The organism is Neomesorhizobium albiziae, assembly GCF_900114255.1.
Taxonomy (GTDB): domain Bacteria; phylum Pseudomonadota; class Alphaproteobacteria; order Rhizobiales; family Rhizobiaceae; genus Neomesorhizobium; species Neomesorhizobium albiziae.
The window spans coordinates 166,103-185,733 of sequence record NZ_FOSL01000010.1; the positions used below are offsets into that span (position 1 = coordinate 166,103).

A 19,631-nucleotide genomic window follows, 5' to 3' on the forward strand; every position below is an offset into this window, starting at 1 on the left:
TAATCAGAGCAATACTGCCAATCTACACCCTGTCAAACATCCGTTCCGGTATGGCCCCGGGATCGACGAACATCTCACGCGGCCAAATCACCTGGACCATCGCGCCCTTGCCGGGTTCCATCGCGTTGCGGAACGACAGTGTCGCGCCGGAACGTTCGAGCAGGGTCTTGGCGATGAACAGACCAAGCCCGAGGCCTCCGCCCGGCTCCGCGCCCTGGCGGGTCGACATATAGGGTTCGCCGATACGGTCGATGATCTCCGGCGGAAAGCCGCGCCCGTCATCGACAACATCGAGCGCGACATTGCTGTCGTTCCAGCGCCAGCGCACCGTGACGCTCTCACGGGCGAAATCGACGGCGTTTTCGACAAGGTTGCCAAGCCCGTAGATGACCCCGGGGTTGCGGCGGCCGACCGGTTCGGAGCCGAGGCGCTCGCCCGGCTCGAGCTTGATAGAGATGCCGAAATCGCGGTGCGGCGCGATAACCTCCTCGATCAGCGAAGTGAGCGGCAGTTGCGCCAGATGCGCCTCGCTCTCGGTCGACAGGCTGGTCAGACGCTTCAGGATCTCGCGGCAGCGTTCCGACTGAGAGCGCAGCAGCGTCACATCCTCATGCCAGCGCGGATCGTCGGCAAGTTCGCGCTCCATTTCCTTGGCGACCAGCGCGATGGTGGCAAGCGGCGTGCCGAGTTCATGCGCGGCGGCGGCGGCCAGCCCGTCGAGCGCCGAAAGGTGCTGCTCGCGTTGCAGCACCAGTTCGGTTGCGGCCAGCGCATTGGCGAGCATGCGGGCTTCCTCCGCCACCCGCCAGGCATATACGCCGGTGAAGGCGATGCTCGACACTACCGCGACCCAGGTGCCGGCGACATAGACGAACGGCATCGGCAGTTCGGTTCCGCGAAACCACGGCAGCGGCATGTGGAAGAAGACGAGCAGCGTGGCCAGCGCCACCACCAGCGCGCCGAGAAACACAGTCATGCGCAGCGGCAGCGACGTCGCGGATACGACCACCGGCACGGTGAGCAAAAGCGCGAAAGGATTGGTCAGGCCGCCGGTCAGGAACAGAAGTCCGGCAAGCTGGAAGGCGTCGAACACCATGATGCAGAGCGCCGCGAAGGGCCGCAGCCGATGCGTCGCCGGATAACGGAAGGCGAGGAACAGGTTGAGCCAGGCCGACAGCGCGATCAGCGCGAAGCAGATCGAGACGGGTAGCGGGAACTCAAGCCAGTAGGCAACGACGAGCACGGCGGTGCTCTGGCCGATGATGGCCAGCCATCTCAGCTTGATCAGCGTGTTGAGGCGCAGCCGGTGGCTCTGCTGCGGGTCGGGGGTACGAAGTTCCAGCATGGCCGATTTATGCGCTGAGGCACGGCCCCGCGCCAAGCGCTATTTCACGCGCGGCTTGGCCCGGCTGGTGGCAGCGGCGGAAACAGGATCTTCGGGCCAGACATGCTTGGGATAACGCCCCCGCATGTCGGAGCGGACATCGGCCCACGAGCCGCGCCAGAAACCCGGCAGGTCGCGCGTGGTCTGGATCGGCCGATGCGCCGGCGAAAGAAGCTCGAGCGTGAGCGGCACGGCGCCGCCGGCGATCGCGGGATGGCGGTCGAGCCCGAACAGCTCCTGCACGCGGATGGCCAGCACCGGCCATTCGCCGTCATAGCGGATCGGCACATGGCTGCCCGACGGCGCGTCGAAATGGGTCGGCGCAAGTTGACCCACTTTTCGCTGCAGATCATGCGGCACCAGCGACATCAGTCCGTTGTGGAGAGCGGACGTGTCGATGCGAGCGAAAGAAGCCTCGCCGGAAAGGAATGGCGACAGCCAGTCGTCAAGCCTCGCCACCAATGCCGTGTCGGAGACGTCCGGCCACGGCGCGCCGAGGCCGCGATGCAGCCAGGACAGGCGCTGGCGCAGTGTTTCGGTTTCCCTGCTCCATGGCAGCAGCGAAACGCCATGCTGGCGGATGGCGTCGAGAATCGCGCGATCAGCATCCGGCCCCTTTGGCGCAGGCAGCATGCGTTCCGACAGCACGATAGCGCCGAGCTTCACCGTCTCGCGCACCCGCACGCTGCGCTTTTCCGGGTCGAAGGCGGTCTCCGTGCGGCGCTCGAGATGTGGGGCCCGCGCCGCGCGGATTTCCTCTTCCTCGACCGTGGCGGCGGACGCGATGCGTGCGCCTTGCGCCTTTCCCTGCAGGTCGGCGACCACGAGGAACGCAGCGCCCGCCAACGGGTCGGCGGCGTCGAGCACGGCGCCTCGGCCATTTACGAGCACGAAACGCCCGCGTTCGCCGCGCGCCTTGGCGATACGGTCCGGGAAGGCGTGGAGGAGGAGCGAGCCGGCGCGGTCCAGCCGCCCCTCGTCCCCTGCCGGACCTTCTCCCCGTAAGGACGGGGAGAAGGAGGCTGGCCGCACCGCCGACGCCCCCCTCTCCCCGTCCTTCACGGGGAGAGGGCTGGGGTGAGGGGCAGTTTCTGACCTCGTCGGTGTCTTCGCCAACCTCTCCGCCAACTGCCGAGCAGCGATGGCGCGCGGCGATTTCTCGCTGTGAAAGCGCATGAGCCGGCGGTCGAGATCGGCGCTGTCGCCGCCGAGCCCACGTTCGGTCAGCAGCACGGCCAGCGTCGCGGCGTCGGCAGCCTGCCCTGACCTGGCGGCCTCCGCGACCATATGAGCGAGGCGGACTGGCAGCGCCAGCTTGCGCATCGCGTTGCCGCCTTCGGTCAAACGGCCGTCGGCATCGATGGCGTCAAGGTCGGCAAGCAACGACCTCGCCTCGGCCAGCGCGGGCGCGGGCGGAGGATCGAGAAACGCCATCGTCGAAGGATCGGAGACCCCAAAGGCGGCGCAGTCGAGCACCAGTCCGGACAGGTCGGCCTCCAGAATTTCAGGCGGTGTAAAGGCGGGTAGCGCCGCCGTCTGTTCGGCGCGCCACAGGCGGATGGCGACGCCCGGCTGCGTGCGGCCGGCGCGGCCGGCGCGCTGCTCGGCCGAAGCGCGTGACACCCGTACCGTTTCGAGGCGGGTGAGGCCGGTGGCAGGCTCGTATTTCGGCAGCCGCGACAGGCCCGAATCGACAATCACACGCACGCCGTCGATGGTGATCGAGGTTTCGGCGATCGCGGTCGCCAGCACCACCTTGCGCCGCCCCGCTGGCGACGGCCTGATCGCGGCGTCCTGCGCCTTGCCGTCCAGCATGCCGTAGAGCGGCACCACATCGGTATCGGCACCGACGCGGCCCTCGAGCCGTTCGGCGGTGCGTTCGATCTCGCGCTGGCCGGGCAGGAAGGCGAGCACGCTGCCGGTTTCGTCGGCCAAGGCGTCGCGGATGGCTTTCGCCATGGCGTCCTCGATCGGCATGCCGGCCGGGCGTTCCTGATGGCGGATTTCGACAGGGAAACTGCGGCCCTGGCTTTCGATGACTGGTGCGGCGCCCAGCAATCGTGCGACGCGCGCGCCATCAAGGGTCGCCGACATCACCAGCAGGCGAAGGTCCGGCCGCAGCGCCCCTTGCACGTCGAGCGCCAGCGCCAGGCCGAAATCGCCATCTAGCGAACGCTCGTGGAACTCATCGAAAATGACCGCCGACACACCTTTCAGTTCGGGATCGTCGAGGATCATGCGCGCCAGAATGCCTTCGGTGACGACCATGATGCGGGTACGTGCCGAGACACGGTTTTCCATGCGCATGGCGTAGCCGACGATGCCGCCCGGCTCTTCGCCAAGCAGCGATGCCATGCGTCGGGCAGCGGCGCGGGCTGCCAGACGGCGCGGCTCCAGCAACAGGATGCGGCCGCCTCCAAGCCAGGACGCGTCGAGCAGGGCCAATGGCACCAGCGTTGTCTTGCCGGCCCCAGGCGGGGCGACCAGTACAGCGCTGCTACCGGTTTCCAGCGCCTTCGCCAACGCCGGCAGGACGGCTGTGACCGGAAGTTCGGGCAGGCCACTCCGTTTCATTCACCGATCCGGATGACCGGCCCCTGTGCCGCCGCGGCGTCGGCCTCGTCATGGGTGACAAGGATCACGGGCAGGCCGGCACCGCGCGCCTTGGCAAATACCAGCTCGCGCATCTGCTGGCGCAAATCCTGATCGAGCTTGGAAAACGGTTCGTCGAGCAACAGCGCGCGCGGCGAGGACAACAGCACGCGCGCCAGCGCGACGCGGGCCTTCTGGCCACCCGACAGCGTGTCGGGATCGCGATCCCCCATGCCTTCGAGACCGACGCCGGCAAGCGTTGCTTCGGCAAGCGCCATGCGCTGCGCCCTGCCCGTGACGTCCGGCGCGATGGCGAAGACCAGATTGCCGGCCACCGACATATGCGGAAACAACAGCGGGTCCTGGAACAGGATGCCGGCATGGCGCTCTTGTGCCGGCAGCGCCGTGAGTTCGATACTGCCGGCGAAAACCTTGCCGCTGGCCTGGAACGCGGGGTCGAGAAAGCCGCCGATATAAGCAAGCAGGGTCGATTTGCCCGAGCCGGACGGGCCCATCACGGTCAACACTTCTCCCGGCGCGATGCGATGCGTCACCGACAGCAGGACGCGGCCAGCGAGCGCGATCGACACGGTGTCGAGGAAGAGGCCTTGTTGCGTCATTCTTTCCGGTGTTGCTCAGGCGCGCAGGGCGCGGCGATGCCGGAATATCAGCGCGGGCAACAGCGTGGCAACCAGAAAGCCGATCGCCGGCAAAAGCATCTGGAGAAAGGCGTAGACACCGATGACGCGCCGGTTGCCGCCGGAGGCGAGCGCCACCGCCTCGGTGGTGATGGTGTCGAGCCGCCCGGCGCCTATCAGCACTGTCGGCAGGTATTGGCCGACCGACACGGCGAAGCCGACGGCGGCGGCGGTGAGTAGCGCCCGGGTCAGCATCGGCAGGCGGATGCGGAAAAGCGTCGCCCAGCGGCGTTTGCCAAGTCCGGCGGCGATTGCTTCGTAACGCCGATCGTAGGCGCGCCAGGGGTCGGAAAGCGACAGGAAGACATAGGGCAGGACAAAGATCAGGTGCACGAAGACGAGGGCTGGGAGGCTGGCGACCGTGCCGGTGAGCACGAAGAGCAGTTGCAGTCCGAACAGGAAAGCCACCTGGGGCACGATCAGTGGCAGGTAGATGAAGCCCAGGACCCAGCGCCCGCCGATTCGGCCGGTTTCGTCCTCGCGCACGAGGCAAAGCACCGAAAGCAGAAGGGCGAGCAGCGTCGACAGCAGGGCGACGACAAAGGTGGTCGCGAGTGGAGAGCCAATGCGCGGCGCGGTCTTCACCCAGGTTTTTGCCGAAAGCGTGTCCGGCAAAACATCAGGAAACGGCCAAAGGCCGGCAAAGGACCAGAAGCAGAGCGTTGCCAGGCCAGCAAAGACCGTGGCGGCGGCGAACACCATGGCCGCAAGGGCTGTCTGCCGCAGCCATGTATCGCGGCCGAACCGCCAGCCGGCTTCGCATGCGAATTTGCGAAGCAAGGCGCCAACCCGCTCAAGTCCGATCCAGATGATGAGTGCGGCGGCAGTGATGACGAGCTGCAACAGCGCGCCGGACGAAGCGAGGAAACGCATCGACAGTTCGGGATCCTGCATCCATTGGGTGAGGCGCACTGCAAGCGGCGCCGGCGCCGTTGGACCGAGGATCGCCGCCACATCGACCACCGACGTGGCAAACGCAATGACGGCAAACACCGCCAGACGTATCTGCTGGTAGACCGGCGGCCAGACGCCGAACAGGAAGCCGGCTATCCTTCCATAGCCGAGCGATGCAGTCAGCGCGCGGGTACGGGCGGCGTCCGCCTGCGGCATAGCTGCGAGCGCAATCAAAAGCAGGAATGGGATCTCCTTGACGATCAGCCCCGCCATCATGGAGAAACCCATCGGGTCGTTGACAATCAGTATATCGGGCGGACGCTGCCATCCGGTCAGTTCCGGCGAAACCAACCTTGCGATCATGCCTGATGGCGCGATCAGGAACGCAAGCCCGAAAGCAGCCGCCGCATGCGGCACTGAAAGCAGCGGCGAGATCAGGTGCTGGACGCGGGCGAACATGCTCGTGCCGGACCACCCGGCGACGAACAGCATGACGGCCGCCAGCGCTACCAGCGTCGTCACAAGACCGGACGCAAGGCTGACCATGGACGACATCCAGATGCCGGGTTCGGCAAGCAGCTGCCTCAGCGGATCAAACGTCACCGCCTCGCCACCAAGCGCAGGCAGATAGCCGAAGGCCGGCAGCAGTGTGCCACCAAGGCCAAGCAGGATTGGTCCCGCCAGCAGCGCGATCGTCAGCGGCGGACCGAGACGGATCAGCATGGCGATGGGTGGGAAATTTGCCCCGGTACGGCAGGAGAGATGTCCGGCAGGCCAGAGAGGGGCGCGAAGAAGAGCATGTCTTCCGTCATTTCTGGCGGCTTAGTTGCCCACGCCATAGCGCCGCTTCCACTCGGTCTCCAGCCGCTCCATCCAGCTCGGATGCGGTTCGTCGATGGCAGGACCAAGCTCATCGGGCTTCAGCGTGGCGATGCCAAGGTCGAGCGCCTCGAAGCGGGCCTTGTCTTCCGGCGCCAGCTTTGACATCGCCAGCACCGTCGGATCGCCCCAGACCTTCGGATCCTGCTTGCGCGCCTGGGCTTCCGGCGAGATCAGGAAATCTGCGGTGACCAGAGCACCCGCTTTCGCGGCAGCATTGTAGGGAATGGCGACGAAATGCGTGTTGGCGAGCGTGCCGTCCGGAAAGGTGAAGGAACGCACCGAGCCGGGCAGTTCGCCATTGGCGATGGCGCTCGACGCCTCGGAGGGGTTGAAGGCGAAGATTATATCGACCTCGCCATCGGCCAAGAGCTGTTTCATCGCCGGATAATTCTGCGGAAACGCCTTGCCGCCGCGCCAGAGCAACGGATTGAGCTGGTCGAGATAGGCAAAGAGCGGCGCTGTCACCTCTTCGAACGACGCTTCGTCGACCGGCTTCTGCAGCACCGCGCGATCGGCGACCAGCTCGGACAGGGCCTGCTTCAGGAAGGACGACCCGATGAAATCCGGCGGCTGCGGATAGGAGAAGCGGCCGGGGTTCTTCTTCGCCCAGTCGAGCAGTTCTTTGGCCGATTTCGGTAGGCCTGCAGCGTCGATTTTCGCCGAATCGTGGAAGAATACCAGCTTGGCCATGCCCCATGGGCTCTCCAGCCCTTCAACCGGGATGGTGAAGTCGGTGCGGATCGTCGGCTTGTCTACGGCGTCGACGAATTTCCAGCTCGGCAGTTTTTCGGCCCAGCCCGGCGTCATCAGCAGCGATTGCCGTTTCATCGAGGCGAAATTCTCGCCGTTGATCCAGATGAGGTCGACGGTGCCGGCGTCGTTCCTGCCCGCCGCCTTTTCCGCGACGACCTTGGCGACGGCATTGGCGGTGTCGTCAAGCTTCACATGGACGAGCTTGATACCATAACGCTTCTGTAGCTCGCCGCCCGCCCATTCGAGATAGGCGTTGATGTTTTCAGCGCCGCCCCAGGCGTTGAAGTAGACCGTTTCGCCCCTGGCTTCGTTGAGAACCTCATCCCATTTCCCGGGGTCGGGATCGCCGGCCAACGCATGCAGTGTTGACGCCAGCAGCAAGGCTGCGCCGAGCAGAAATTTCCGCAATGAAGCCTCCCATCCGGCTTTCGATGTCATGGAGGATTGAGCATGGCCGGCTGAAGCCGGTCAATGCACGCTTGGAAGGGTTGCGGTCACTTCGGTGTGAGATGTGCTTCGATGCGTTCATGCCGCCTGGCGCAGGAAAAACGGGGCGCGCGGGTTGCGCCATCGGCACCCATCCACAATATTGGAAACGCAGCAGTTTTCCGCCGCGTTTCCATTTCCCGATTTCTCATTTGAAAGGCGCCCCATAGCTCATGCCTCATGAAACGCCCCTCATCGCAACAATCGTCGCCGGTCTGGGGCTGGCATTCGTCTTCGGCGCCCTTGCCAACCGTTTCAAAATCCCGCCGCTTGTCGGCTATCTGCTGGCAGGCGTGCTGGTGGGACCACACACGCCGGGCTTCGTCGCCGACCAGGAACTCGCGCTCGAACTGGCCGAAATCGGCGTCATCCTGCTGATGTTCGGCGTCGGCCTGCATTTCTCCCTGAAGGACCTGCTCTCAGTGCGCGCCATCGCCATACCCGGGGCGGTGGTGCAGATCGCTTTCGCCACCGCGCTCGGCGCTGGCCTCGCCTGGCTGCTGGGCTGGTCGATCGGCGCCGGCCTCGTCTTCGGCCTGGCGCTGTCGGTCGCCTCGACAGTGGTGCTGCTTCGAGCCTTGCAGGAACGCCGGATGATCGAGACCGAGCGCGGCCGCATCGCGGTCGGCTGGCTGATCGTCGAGGACCTCGCCATGGTGCTGGCCCTGGTGCTGCTGCCGGCGCTGGCCGGGGTGCTTGGCGGAACCGGCGGCGGCCAGCCCGCCGTCGCCAGCAGCCTGCTTTCGCTGCAATTCGATGTTGGCCTGTGGGGCGTGCTCGGCATTACGCTCGCCAAGGTCGCTGCCTTCGTCATGGTCATGCTCGTTGTCGGACGTCGCGTCATTCCGTGGATCCTGCATTATGTTGCGCATACCGGTTCGCGCGAACTCTTCCGCCTGTCGGTACTGGCGATCGCGCTTGGCGTCGCATTCGGCGCCGCCAAGCTGTTCGGCGTGTCGCTGGCGCTGGGCGCGTTCTTTGCCGGCATGATCATGAGCGAATCCGAGCTCAGCCACCGCGCAGCAGAAGAATCGCTGCCGCTGCGCGATGCGTTTTCGGTGCTTTTCTTCGTTTCGGTCGGCATGCTGTTCAACCCGCTCAGCCTGCTCGACAACACCTGGCCGATCCTTGCCACGCTGTTCATCATCGTCATCGGCAAATCGTTTGCCGCCTTCCTGATCGTCGTAGCCTTCCGTTATCCCATCGGCACGGCGCTGATCATTTCGGCCAGCCTGGCGCAGATCGGCGAATTCTCCTTCATCCTCGCCGAGCTGGGTGTGGGGCTCAATCTGTTGCCGGAACAGGGCCGCGATCTCATCCTGGCCGGCGCCATCCTGTCCATCATCCTCAACCCGCTGGCCTTTGCGCTGGTCGACCGGCTGAAGCCGTGGCTGGAAAAGCAACAGGCAAAAACGGTCCCGCCGGCCGAAACCCCGGCACAGCCCGCCGCGCCGGACGCCCCCGTGCCCGTGGAAGCCGACGGCCCGCCGCCGAGAACCACACTCGACGACCACACGATCCTGATCGGTTACGGGCGCGTCGGCAGCCTCATCGGCCAGTCGCTGAAGGACGCCAAGCTGCCGTTCCTGGTAATCGAGGATGCCGACAAGACGATCGCGAAGCTGCGCGCGGACGAGATCGAAATCGTCACCGGCAACGCGGCCAGGGCCGATGTCTTCGAGGCGGCCAATCCGGGCGGCGCGCGGCGGCTGATCCTCGCCATCCCTAACGCCTTCGAAGCCGGCCAGATCGTCATGCGGGCGCGTGCCGCCAATCCGTCGATCAACATCATCGCCAGGGCGCATTCCGACGCCGAGGTCGACCATCTGACCGGGCTTGGCGCCGACATCGTCATCATGGGCGAGCGCGAGATCGCGCGCGGCATCGTCGAACAGGTGCTGAAGGACTCCACCGCAAATAGGCCGAAGCCGCCGATGGCCGGCCCGCTGACCTCGGATCAGCCGCTCACCGAACTCGGCGACGATGCGCCAAAGCCTGGCGCTTCGGACGAGCCTCCAGCCGATCCGGAAACGCCTCCGGAACCGGAACCGAAGCAGCCACCCGCAGCCTGAGAACAGCGTCGGTAGAATTATCGAAGGCGTTTAGACGTGCTGGCCGCCGTTGATGTGGATTTCGGAGCCGGTGACGTAGGACGCCTGTGTCGAGCACAGGAAGAAGATGATGTCTGCGACCTCCGAGGTCGAGCCCAGCCGGCGCAATGGGATGGTTTCGACAATCTTGTCTGTACCCGGCGACAGGATAGCGGTGTCGATCTCGCCCGGCGCAATCGCATTGACGCGGATGCCATGCGGGCCGAAATCGCCGGCCATCTCGCGAGTCAGAGAGCCGAGTGCCGCCTTTGACGTCGCGTAAGCAGTGCCGGCGAAGGGATGCACGCGGGTGCCGGCGATCGAAGTGACGTTGACGATGGAGCCTTTCGCTGCAGCCAGCTCCTTGAACAGGCCGCGCGCCAGCATGATAGGCGCGAAGAAATTGACCTGGAAGACATCGCGCCAGACATGCATGGGCGTGTCGATTGAGTTCATGCGGCTGTTGCCGTCCTTCAGTTTCGGCGAAATGCCTGCATTGTTGACCAGCGCATGCAGCTGGCCGCCATTGGCTTCCAGCCGGTGGCGGATTTCGGAAACGGCGATGCCGACATCCTCCTGATCGGAGAGATCGACCTTGATGTGGTCCTCGGGTCCCGCCGGCCATGGGCAGTCCTCGGCGAAGGCCTGGCGCGAGCAGGTGATGACCCGCCAGCCCTCACGCGAAAAGCGTTTCACCGTGGCATGGCCGATGCCACGGCTGGCGCCGGTTAGAACAATGGTCTTTCTTGTGTCGGCTTCGGCCATGGCAGTTCTCCAAGCCGCTATGTAGCGGATGAGAGTCCACTTTGCGAGAGCCGCGAAGCCGCAGCAAGGCCGCGCGCGCCCAGAACCTGGCTTTGCTAGTTGTTGCCGAGAATGACGTCGAGGATCGAGGTCTCGCGACGCACCGCCGGGCCGCCGACATCGGCGCTCGGTCGCTTGATCGAGGCCGTGCGGTCGGACCGGGTCGGCGGCGAGAAGCCGCCTGCGGCTTCCACCTGATCGGCCGGCTGCTGGCGGCGTACCGGCAGCGGCGCCGGTCGGTCCGCGCCATTGGTCGCACCGACATCGAGCGACGGTTCCGGAACGCTGGCGTCCGGCACGCTTGCTTCGAGCTGCTGCGGATCGGGCGCCCAGGTACCGGGCAGGTTGGCGACCGGAACGCCTTCGTGCGCCGCGACCATGAATTCGTGCCAGGCCGCGACCGGCAGCGAACCGCCGGTGATGTTCTTGGTCGCCTTGGCATTGTCGTTACCGAACCAGACGCCAGTGGTCAGATTGGCGGTGTAGCCGACGAACCAGGCATCCCGCGAATTCTGCGTGGTGCCGGTCTTGCCGGCCGCCGGCCATTCGAACGCCGCCTTGCGGCCGGTGCCGGTGTCGACGGTCTGCTTCATCATGACATTCATCATGCCGACGACCTCGGGGCTGATGACACGGGGATAGCCGTTGTGGGTGTTTTCGTAGAGCACTTCGCCTTCGGTCGTCGTCACCCGCTGGACGAAATGGACTTCCGGCCGGTAGCCACCATTGGCGAACGGAACATAGGCTGCCGTCAGTTCAAGCGGCGTCACCTCCGACGTGCCGAGCGCGATCGAAGTGTTGGCCTGGAGTTTCGATTCGATGCCCATGCGGTGGGCAACCTCCACGACGGCGTCGGGCCCGACTTCCATGGTCAACTGCGCGGCCACCGAGTTCAGCGACTTGGCAAGCGCGGTCGCCAATGTGACCTTGCCGTAATATTTTCCGTTGTAGTTTTCCGGCGTCCATTTGCCGATCCTGATCGGCGCGTCGGTGCGGATGCTGTCGGGCGTGCGGCCCTGCTCGAGCGCTGCAAGAAATACGAACGGCTTGAACGCGGAGCCGGGCTGGCGGCGGGCCTCCGACGCGCGGTCGAACTGGCTATCGGCATAGTCGGCGCCGCCGACCATGGCCCTGACGGCGCCAGAATTGTCGATGGAGACCAGCGCACCCTGGGTAACGTTGAGCTTCTCGCCCTTTTCCTCGATCAGCCTGCGGATCGACTGCTCGGCGAGCTTTTGCAGGTTCAAATCGACCGTGGTGTCGACGATGATGTCGTTGCGCACCTCGCCGATAAGCGCGGGCAATTCGTCCATGATGCGGTCGGCGACGTAATTCTCCGAGCCGCTCCAGTAGGATGGCGCGCGGGTGGCCGGCGTGGTCATGGCGGCCGCCAGTTCCTTGTCGCCGATCATGTTCTGCTCGCGCATCGCCGCCAGCACCAGTTGCGCGCGCTGCTCTGCAGCCTTGGGGTCGCGCGCCGGCGACAGCCGCGACGGCGCCTTGAGCAGGCCGGCCAGCACCGCGGCTTCCGCCAGCGTGACATCGCGCGAGGATTTGCTGAAATAACGGCGCGATGCCGCCTCAACGCCGAAGCCGGAGCCGAAGAAGACCCGGTTCAGATACATTTCGAGGATCTGGTCCTTGGTGTATTTCTGCTCCAGCCAGAATGCGAGCAGCACCTCCTGCACCTTTCGCTCGATCGTGCGGTCGGGCTTGAGGAAGAGATTCTTCGCCAGCTGCTGGGTCAGCGTGGAACCACCCTGGGAAAGCCGGCCCTTCATGATGTTGCCGACCATGGCGCGAGCAAGACCGATGGGGTCGACGCCGAAATGCGAATAGAAGCGACGGTCTTCGATGGCCATCACCGCCATCGGGATATAGGGCGACATTTCGTGCAGCCCGACCGCTTCGCCGCCTGATATGCCGCGATTGGCGACGAGCTGGCCGTCCACCGACACGATTTTGACGTTGGGCGGCCGGTCGGGAATAGCCCAGGTCGTGGCGCTGGGCATCTGCGCGCCATAATAGACCACGATGCCGGCAAGGCCGATGCCGCCCCACAGGCCGAGCACCAGGGTCCAGTAGAACAGCCGGCCGAAGCGGCTGAAGAGGCCGCGCTGCTTGCGTCGCTGATTTCTGGAACCGCGCGCCTTGGAGGATTTTCGCGGGGCGGCGTTCTTGCGGTTCGACGGCACGACGCGGTCCTCTTCGCTGACCGACAGGCCCGACGGCGCGCGCGTGCGCGACGGCCCGTCGAAAGTCGGCTCGATGCGTGAGTTCCTGTCCCTGGATGCCATGCTTCCGCGATCCGTCCACTTTGGTGCGGCTGGGATGGAGACTAAATGCGGCGATTTAAGGAGGCATTAATTCGCTTTTTTAAAAAGGTAATTCATTTCAATCCTTTAACGCGGGCCTGTTACCGCCCGTTACCGCCGTCGTTACCGCTTTGTTTTCGGCCGCGAATCCGCGCGTCGGCGAACCGTTCTGCCGCTTCGATCCCGGCGCGGTCATAGATGGCTGTCGTGCGGACGTTTGAGTGCCCCGCAACCTGGCGGGCATCATCGCGGGCGGCGCCGGCGGCCCTGCCCTCGGTCACAGCGGAAGCGCGAAGGTCGCGCGCCCAAACGTCGCCCGGTATGCCTGCGGCCTTTGCATCGGCCTTCCACATTTTTCCGAAGCTCCGATTGATATAGGGCCTGCCGCATTCTTCCGATACGATGACCGGACCGCGCCTTGCCTCGATCGGCCACCGGCGCAGTTCCTCCAAAACCATAGGCGCCTTTGACAAAGGATAGATTATCGATGCGCCGGTTCGGTCGGCCGTCTTTGAAGGCGTGTAGCGCACGACCATGTCGTCGCCGATGTTGTCCCATTGCAGCCCGAACCACTTCTGCCGGCGCGCTGGATCGATCACGTCTGATATCCCTGGCGCATCGATCGGGTGCCATTGCCCGATCACGTCCCATAGGCGTAGAGCGGTTTCAAAAACGAAGGCGTAAGCAAGCGCTCGCGACGGCCGTCCTGCGGCGTGCGCAGCCTCGCGCGCGGCGACAACTTGGTCGGCCGTCATGGATTGGGTTCGCGCACGCGGATTGGGGAGTTTGCGGCGAGTCTCGCGCACAATGTCGAGCAACGCCGCGCAACCCTCGAGGCGCGCGATCTTGCCAAAAGAGAGCGCTGCCTCAAGCACGGCCCGCGCCATCGCAGCGGCCGCCAAATGTTCGCCCTCGTTTGACCAGACACGATGCCACTTCTTAATGTCGAGGCCGCTGATCTCTGAAAGCCGCCGCTTGCCAATATGGCCCTCAATAGCGCCGAGATAGTGATTGTAAGGGCGTAGCGATCCGGGTTTCAACACATGATAGGGGCTGTCGGGGTGCGTCTGGTAGATCGACAGGACAGCCCTGACCGTGCCGTCAAAGGCCAGCGGGTCGCGCCGGTGCCCGGCGCGCCATAACAGCATTTCCGCCTGCAGTGCGTCGCATTGCGCCTTCAGGATTTCCGGCGCGTCGGCTAGGTGCGCCAGATTGACGGTCTTGGGGTGATAGCCGGCTTTGACGTCTGCCTCGCCGGCGACCCAAAAGGGCGTCGCGCCCTTCGCCCGCTTAATCCATTTCAGGCCCGGCGCCTTGATTTCTTCCATGCCCCTTCGTCCTCGCCGCCGTCTGGTACGCCCTTCATGTCGTCGGGCAAATGAAGATAGTTCCTATAGAAAAGGCGCACAAGCGGCACGGGACGACCACCGTGGAAGGCGTCGACCTTGGGGAAGCCGGCTTTCGCTTCGAGAGTAGGAAGCCGCGTGAGCCATGCCCCCGCCGCGCTCTTGCCGACCAACGCCTCGGCAATCTCGCGGTCGCTGGCGAACATCGGCAGCCGATCGAGGGGGCCTGTAAGAGCGTCGAGTGCTTTCATACGGCCGCCTCGCGCGTCCCGGCCTTCGTTACGCGTTTGCGGCGCTTCTGCGGCCGCCGTCGGCCGTTGGCTTCCTCGCGGCGTATGGCGTTGCGCTTTTGCGTGACCATTTCGAGATGATCCTCGCGCACGCACCGGCGCTGCCTGCACAAGTGGTCGAGGGTCTTTTTGCCTGGGATAAGACCGTTCTCGTTGGTCCAGCTAACCTTGTGCACGGCGACGACCTGGCCATCGAGCCACATGCGAGGATAGCCGCCGCCGCGACCGTTGCCAGAGTCGCCGGCCGTCCAGAGATGGCAAGGCGAGGCCGTGCCGTCGGCCGTTCGATATCCTGTGTCGACGATCTCGACGCAGACCATGATCTTGGCGCGGATGGCTTCGCGGCGGGAAAGCGTCTGACACATGCGTCTAAAACACCAAGAGGATTAGAATGGCGACGACCGCCGTCAGCAAAGCGAGGGTGACAATCACCGGCCAGTCGAGGCCGCGCCGGTGATTGCCGAGGAACACGATTGGCGTGTTCGGTTTCATCAGAATGGAATCTCGTCATCGAGTTCACGGCTACCGCCGCCGACGGCTCCAGCGCCACGCGTTTCGGAACGGTCGCGCCCTGACTGTGTGCCGTAATCGTCCTGGCCGGTTGGCCCTGGCGGCCGGCCGCTTCCGTTCTGGCCGAGCATGACCAACTCTCCGCGAGACTTCTGCAAAACGACTTCGGTCGAATAACGATCGGCGCCGTGCTGATCCTGCCACTTGCGCGTTTGGTGCTTGCCTTCAAGAAAGACCTTCATGCCCTTCTTGAGATACTGCTCAGCGACCTTCGCGAGGTTTTCATTGAAGATGACGACGGAATGCCACTCGGTGCGCTCCTGTCTGTCGCCATTGGCGTCGCGCCAGGTTTCCGACGTCGCGATGCGCATGTTGACGACCGGGTCACCGGAATTCAGACGGCGAATTTCCGGGTCGGCGCCCAAATTGCCGATCAACATGACCTTGTTAAGCGATCCGCTCATACCTTGCTGTCCTCGATTGTCATCCAATCCGTGCCGCGCACGTCCGCGCCGCTCGGGTGATAGGGATAGGGCGGGACGTCGCCCTTGTTCATTCGGTCAAGCATCAACAGAGCCTCGTCGCCGGACCATGGCGCGACAGTGAGGCGGACCATGCGGCGTGCGCCCCATGTCGACCGACGAACGGCCGCGCCGGCGATCGTGGCGGCCATTGCCGTCGGGAAATCCATCACTCTGCCCATAGCAAGGGCTTGGTTTCCTTCACGGCGCGCAAGCGCCGCCACGACCGCCGCGCGGCGCGATAGGCTTTGTCCTCGTCGCGAAAGCGGGAGGCGAGGCGATTGATCGCTCGCCACACCTTGTTTGTTGTCGCTTCCTCGCGCTGGAATCTGGCGACCATCAGCAAGTCGTAGAGTTCGGCGCCCCGCGTCATTCGGCGGTTGTTGAAGGCGCGAACGCATTTCCGGCCGCAAAATTCAGCCAAGCGCGGGCCGCGCTGGAACAGTTCGCCGCAATTCAGGCACCGGCACGTCGCCGTGATACGGCGATTTGCGCTGTCGGCCTTCCCTGCGCTTTGTTCTAGAACCGTCACTGCCGGCAGCCTCAGACCCGCATAGGCATGACGACGGCGAGGAAATCCTCGTCGGTCGGGCTTTCAATGCGCATCGGCGAGCCGCCATCCGGGGAATTGATGGTCGCCGTGTCGGCGCCGCGTTCCTTCATGGCCCCTAGCGTGGCGCTTAGGTACTTCGCCGAGACGCCGCGCACGCCAAACGAACCTGTGAATTCCGCACGCACGGCGTCATGGGCCTCGGCGTTATCCGTGCCAGCCGCCGTGATCGTCAGGAACTCCCCGTCGTCTGAAATCCGAACCGCCCCGGCCTTGTTCTTTGCCTTGGTGGCCGCTTCATTGATGGCCTGTATCTTCATGACGCGGTCGAGGGCGGCCAGCATTTCGGTCAGGTCAAAGGTCGCTGCAATGTCGCCCGGCGCCGGCACGACGCGGCGCCAATCGGGGAATGTCCCGTCGATCAGTTTGGAAGCCACGCGCTCCCCGCCTGCGGTGATGGCGATCGCGCGCTCGCACGTTTCGAGCACGACCGTATTGCCCGCTGCTTTGCGACTGAGGCGGGCGATTTCATTCGCGGCTTTGGTCGGTATGATGATGCCGGTATTCAACGCCATGCCTTGCGGCGCGACGATGCTGGTAGTGTGCAGGCGATGCCCGTCGGTCGCCACCGCGTGCAGTCGCCCGCCTTCCGTCCGCAAAAATACGCCCTCAAGGTAATAGCGGGCTTCACTGAACGCGGCCGCGGTAACGGCGGCCTCAATGATGCCGGCCAGGTCGCCGCCGCCGATCTCGACGCGGCTATCGAAGGAAGGCCGGAATTTCGGAAAGTCTTCGCCGGGCAACACTGGGGCGGCAAACCGCGCTCGGCCGGAAGTGGCAACCGCCTGGCGCTCGTCGATGGCGATCTTGACCTCGGCGCCGGCAAGGCCGCCGGACGCCTCGATCAGGAACGGCGGCACGCATACCGGGGCGAACTCGGCCGCGCATTCGACGGTGAGCGACGCCTCGATATCGCAGTCGGTCGCGGTCACGATGATGCCGGCGTCGCCGGCCTCAAGATGATACATGCCGCAGACCGGGATAACGTTTCGGCGGTCTGGAATGGATTTCAGGGCCGAATGCACAGCGGCCAAGATTTTCGGGTCTAGTGCAAGGGTCATGACAGGAGTCCGTGGTGGCGGGCCTTAATGACGCGCTGGCGCGCCTCAAGGGGCAGGATGGCGGGATTGGCGTCGCGCAGAAGTTTGTAAGCGCGAGCTGCAGGCGGCGACGTGAGCGCCGCCTCGGCGATCAGGTCAAAGACCTCGTCGCCGTCGACCGCGACGATATCGTCGGGGTCGGGCACTTCGTTACAGTGAGGGCAAATCGCCATGGCGAATTCCCCTACTCAGCAGCGACGAGGCGAAGCCCGTCGGCCTTGGGGTATTTCGGGCCGTTGTATTCCTCGTTATATGCGATGCCCTCGATCGCCTCCCATTTGACGTAAGGGACGGTCGACAAACCGCGTGCCAGGAGGCGGACAAAGCCGCCCTTGAATGCAGCGAACAATGCGCCGCTGCGCTCGTAGAGTTCGACCTGGCGGTAAATGCCGCGCTCGGAAATGATGACCTTTCCGGCCTCGACGATCGAGAAAAGGTCCATGTCGGCTAACGTTCTTGCCATTGGAAATTGTCTCCTATTGTTGCGAGCGGTGAGCGACGGCCGGGCAAAGCTGAATGAGCCGTTCGCGGTATTCGTCGGCCGCTTTCGCGATCGACCAGATTGTGATGCCGCCGCGCATCTTGAGCGGCACGGCCTGTTCGAACACAGCCGCCCAACGGCGACCGGAAGGGGCGAGCATCTGGCGGCGCTCAGTCGCAAGCATGCGAATGTCGTAGGATTTGACGGTGCGCCCCTGTTGCGGCGTCGGCGGCCAGGGAACGCCACACGCCCGAAAGATTGCCTGGTCGGCGCGCCGCCTGACCTCGCTCACGACGGCAGCGATGCGACTGTCGCCGAACATTTCCGCCTCGACCTCGACGAGGCCATCGCGCGCCGGAGTCGTCATGTCGCCCCAAATGTATTCATGGGCGTCGTGCAAAAGTCCGATGGCCGCCGTGTCGACGTCGCCGCCATCGTCGAGGATGGCGTCGGCGATCAGCACACAATGCTGTGCAACCGAATAGTGCCCGCCGGGAACGGCGCCATTGAAGCGGGGAATTCGCGCGAGCATTTCCGGCAGGTCGAGCAACGGGTCGATGTCGCGCGGATCTGGCTTCGCCATGGTGACGGCACGGCCAGAAAGGGTTTGCAACCACGCCTTGGTCATGCTTGCACCCGCTTCTTTTGAGCGACGACAACAGCCTGCACCACGCGGTTTTTTTCGCGATCCAGGAGGGGCAGCCCGCTAAGAAACGCCTTCAAAAGATGCAGGCAGCGTTCCGACTGCGAAACCCACGGGTCGAGCCTGTGCGCCGCCGTTGCGCGGCAGTAAGCGCGCCATGTTTCCCGCAGGTGTACGCGATCCAGCGCCCCGCCGGCTGTGACCGGCATCAGAGGGGCGGAAGCGATCAACACCTTTTCGACGATGCCGTCGAGCCGATCGCCGCCCTGCCCTTCCACAGTCAAGACGAGGTTTGCGAGCCTGCGCGCCTCCTCGGAATGTTCGACGATCTCTGTCGCGGTGAAACCCTCGCCGACGAGCGCGTCGGTCGTGACGCTGCCGTCGCGATACAAGATTTCGCGCATCGTCTCGGCCATTTCGATCGCCCGCTTGTTGGGAAAGATTGGTGGCCCATACGGCGCGTCAGCGCGGGCTTGCGTCGACGGGCGGCGTGCGAAATTTGAACTGCGGGCGTGGGGGTGCGCAGCGGCGTTCATCTTGGGTGTGACCTCTCCGTTAAGGCGTGGCGTTTTTAGTGAAATTCAGCGAACGCGCGCGCCATGCCGACGTCGTCGCCAAAGAGGACAAACGCCGCGAGTACGGCGGTCAGGAACAAAATCAGGACGGCGAATTCGAGAGCGTCGACCGCATTGTGCCGCCTGATTTCCATCAGGCGCCGATCGGTTCTCGCCTCAAACGACTCGATGTCAGGAATGAAAAGCTTGCGGCGGGATGTGAGTGCGGCGTCGTCTTGCCGCTCGCCCCGGCACCGCTCGGAGCGCATCAAGGCAATCCGCTCAAGGGCGAATTGCGACAAGCCGGCGCCACCCTCAGGGGTCGATGCCGGCTCGATAACAACGTGTGATGACATTTGCCCGCCCTTCCATTGGCACTCCAATGGGACGGGATGAAAGAACGGAAATTTCCGTGCTGTCAACTAGCTCAGCGGAAATATCCGTATGTTTCCGTGTGTAACCCTACAGCCCGAATAGCTCGTTAACCGGCACTATTCGATGCATTTCAATAACTTGACGACGGTCAAAAGAAATTTCACCGGACGGATTGTGCTGACGGACGACAATCTGGTCGTCCCGTATGGATACCAATTCCTTAACCCAGGATTCGACGCTGCCCGATTCGTCGAACTTGATTTGAATGACGATGTCGTCGCCCGGCCGCGGTGGGCGATGGGG

21 protein-coding genes and 1 pseudogene are annotated in these 19,631 nt (G+C 64.4%); 2 read left to right on the plus strand and 20 right to left on the minus strand.

From position 1 onward, the window contains the following. Nucleotides 1-22: 22 nt before the first annotated feature. From F3H98_RS17425 to F3H98_RS17445, 5 genes are all read right to left on the minus strand, one after another. Nucleotides 23-1,345 carry an ActS/PrrB/RegB family redox-sensitive histidine kinase gene (locus F3H98_RS17425; RefSeq protein WP_149761418.1) on the minus strand — a complete coding sequence of 441 codons (1,323 nt, stop codon included), beginning with the start codon at nucleotides 1,343-1,345 and terminating at the stop codon, nucleotides 23-25. Nucleotides 1,346-1,384: 39 nt separating this feature from the next. Beyond that, nucleotides 1,385-3,958: an ATP-dependent helicase HrpB gene (hrpB, locus tag F3H98_RS17430; protein ID WP_149761419.1), complete on the minus strand. Its 2,574-nt coding sequence runs from the start codon at nucleotides 3,956-3,958 to the stop codon at nucleotides 1,385-1,387. Next, the gene (locus F3H98_RS17435; RefSeq protein WP_149761420.1) at nucleotides 3,955-4,596 is read right to left on the minus strand and encodes an ATP-binding cassette domain-containing protein; all 642 of its coding nucleotides are present in this window, start codon (nucleotides 4,594-4,596) and stop codon (nucleotides 3,955-3,957) included. Before F3H98_RS17435 ends, hrpB begins: the two co-directional genes overlap by 4 nt. A 15-nt stretch (nucleotides 4,597-4,611) precedes the next feature. Then, nucleotides 4,612-6,291 carry an ABC transporter permease gene (locus F3H98_RS17440; RefSeq protein WP_149761421.1) on the minus strand — a complete coding sequence of 560 codons (1,680 nt, stop codon included), beginning with the start codon at nucleotides 6,289-6,291 and terminating at the stop codon, nucleotides 4,612-4,614. Between the two features lie 99 nt (nucleotides 6,292-6,390). After that, entirely contained in the window at nucleotides 6,391-7,641 is a 1,251-nt protein-coding gene (locus F3H98_RS17445) for an ABC transporter substrate-binding protein (protein WP_149761422.1), read from the minus strand. A gap of 221 nt (nucleotides 7,642-7,862) precedes the next feature. Between F3H98_RS17445 and ybaL the strand changes: the two genes are divergently transcribed. Beyond that, the gene (gene ybaL, locus F3H98_RS17450; RefSeq protein ID WP_149761423.1) at nucleotides 7,863-9,761 is read left to right on the plus strand and encodes a YbaL family putative K(+) efflux transporter; all 1,899 of its coding nucleotides are present in this window, start codon (nucleotides 7,863-7,865) and stop codon (nucleotides 9,759-9,761) included. A gap of 30 nt (nucleotides 9,762-9,791) precedes the next feature. Here the strand turns inward: ybaL and F3H98_RS17455 are convergent, their stop codons facing one another. From F3H98_RS17455 to F3H98_RS17515, 14 genes are all read right to left on the minus strand, one after another. Next, entirely contained in the window at nucleotides 9,792-10,544 is a 753-nt protein-coding gene (locus F3H98_RS17455) for an SDR family NAD(P)-dependent oxidoreductase (protein WP_149761424.1), read from the minus strand. Between the two features lie 95 nt (nucleotides 10,545-10,639). Next, nucleotides 10,640-12,880, minus strand: coding sequence for a transglycosylase domain-containing protein (locus F3H98_RS17460; protein WP_149761425.1), 2,241 nt, complete (start codon nucleotides 12,878-12,880; stop codon nucleotides 10,640-10,642). Nucleotides 12,881-12,999: 119 nt separating this feature from the next. After that, nucleotides 13,000-14,226 carry a site-specific integrase gene (locus F3H98_RS17465; protein WP_149761426.1) on the minus strand — a complete coding sequence of 409 codons (1,227 nt, stop codon included), beginning with the start codon at nucleotides 14,224-14,226 and terminating at the stop codon, nucleotides 13,000-13,002. Next, nucleotides 14,199-14,495 (minus strand): hypothetical protein, encoded by a 297-nt coding sequence (locus F3H98_RS17470; protein WP_149761427.1) that lies wholly within the window; start codon nucleotides 14,493-14,495, stop codon nucleotides 14,199-14,201. Before F3H98_RS17470 ends, F3H98_RS17465 begins: the two co-directional genes overlap by 28 nt. Continuing rightward, entirely contained in the window at nucleotides 14,492-14,899 is a 408-nt protein-coding gene (locus tag F3H98_RS17475; protein WP_149761428.1) for an HNH endonuclease signature motif containing protein, read from the minus strand. The genes F3H98_RS17470 and F3H98_RS17475 overlap by 4 nt, the downstream gene beginning before the upstream one ends. A gap of 4 nt (nucleotides 14,900-14,903) precedes the next feature. After that, nucleotides 14,904-15,026, minus strand: coding sequence for a hypothetical protein (locus F3H98_RS32305; protein WP_280178004.1), 123 nt, complete (start codon nucleotides 15,024-15,026; stop codon nucleotides 14,904-14,906). After that, nucleotides 15,026-15,508, minus strand: coding sequence for a single-stranded DNA-binding protein (gene ssb, locus F3H98_RS17480; RefSeq protein WP_149761429.1), 483 nt, complete (start codon nucleotides 15,506-15,508; stop codon nucleotides 15,026-15,028). The genes F3H98_RS32305 and ssb overlap by 1 nt, the downstream gene beginning before the upstream one ends. Then, nucleotides 15,505-15,747, minus strand: a complete 243-nt coding sequence (locus F3H98_RS17485) for a Thoeris anti-defense Tad2 family protein (RefSeq protein ID WP_149761430.1) — start codon at nucleotides 15,745-15,747, stop codon at nucleotides 15,505-15,507. Before F3H98_RS17485 ends, ssb begins: the two co-directional genes overlap by 4 nt. Beyond that, nucleotides 15,735-15,938 (minus strand): hypothetical protein, encoded by a 204-nt coding sequence (locus tag F3H98_RS17490; RefSeq protein ID WP_244621760.1) that lies wholly within the window; start codon nucleotides 15,936-15,938, stop codon nucleotides 15,735-15,737. Before F3H98_RS17490 ends, F3H98_RS17485 begins: the two co-directional genes overlap by 13 nt. Before the next feature lie 170 nt (nucleotides 15,939-16,108). Further along, nucleotides 16,109-17,236, minus strand: a complete 1,128-nt coding sequence (gene dnaN, locus F3H98_RS17495) for a DNA polymerase III subunit beta (protein WP_149761431.1) — start codon at nucleotides 17,234-17,236, stop codon at nucleotides 16,109-16,111. Further along, entirely contained in the window at nucleotides 17,233-17,448 is a 216-nt protein-coding gene (locus F3H98_RS17500) for a hypothetical protein (RefSeq protein ID WP_149761432.1), read from the minus strand. The genes dnaN and F3H98_RS17500 overlap by 4 nt, the downstream gene beginning before the upstream one ends. Before the next feature lie 11 nt (nucleotides 17,449-17,459). Then, nucleotides 17,460-17,738, minus strand: a complete 279-nt coding sequence (locus tag F3H98_RS17505) for a hypothetical protein (protein WP_149761433.1) — start codon at nucleotides 17,736-17,738, stop codon at nucleotides 17,460-17,462. Between the two features lie 13 nt (nucleotides 17,739-17,751). Then, entirely contained in the window at nucleotides 17,752-18,384 is a 633-nt protein-coding gene (locus F3H98_RS17510; RefSeq protein WP_149761434.1) for a hypothetical protein, read from the minus strand. Beyond that, on the minus strand, nucleotides 18,381-18,815 hold the full coding sequence (locus F3H98_RS17515; protein ID WP_149761435.1) for a hypothetical protein: 435 nt from the start codon (nucleotides 18,813-18,815) through the stop codon (nucleotides 18,381-18,383). The genes F3H98_RS17510 and F3H98_RS17515 overlap by 4 nt, the downstream gene beginning before the upstream one ends. A 158-nt stretch (nucleotides 18,816-18,973) precedes the next feature. On the opposite strand from F3H98_RS17515, the gene F3H98_RS17520 reads away from it, so the two are divergent. After that, nucleotides 18,974-19,303: a hypothetical protein gene (locus F3H98_RS17520; RefSeq protein ID WP_149761436.1), complete on the plus strand. Its 330-nt coding sequence runs from the start codon at nucleotides 18,974-18,976 to the stop codon at nucleotides 19,301-19,303. 112 nt (nucleotides 19,304-19,415) lie between these two features. On the opposite strand, the pseudogene F3H98_RS31115 reads toward F3H98_RS17520, so the two are convergent. Further along, nucleotides 19,416-19,631: pseudogene (locus F3H98_RS31115) on the minus strand (XRE family transcriptional regulator); the annotation flags it as partial.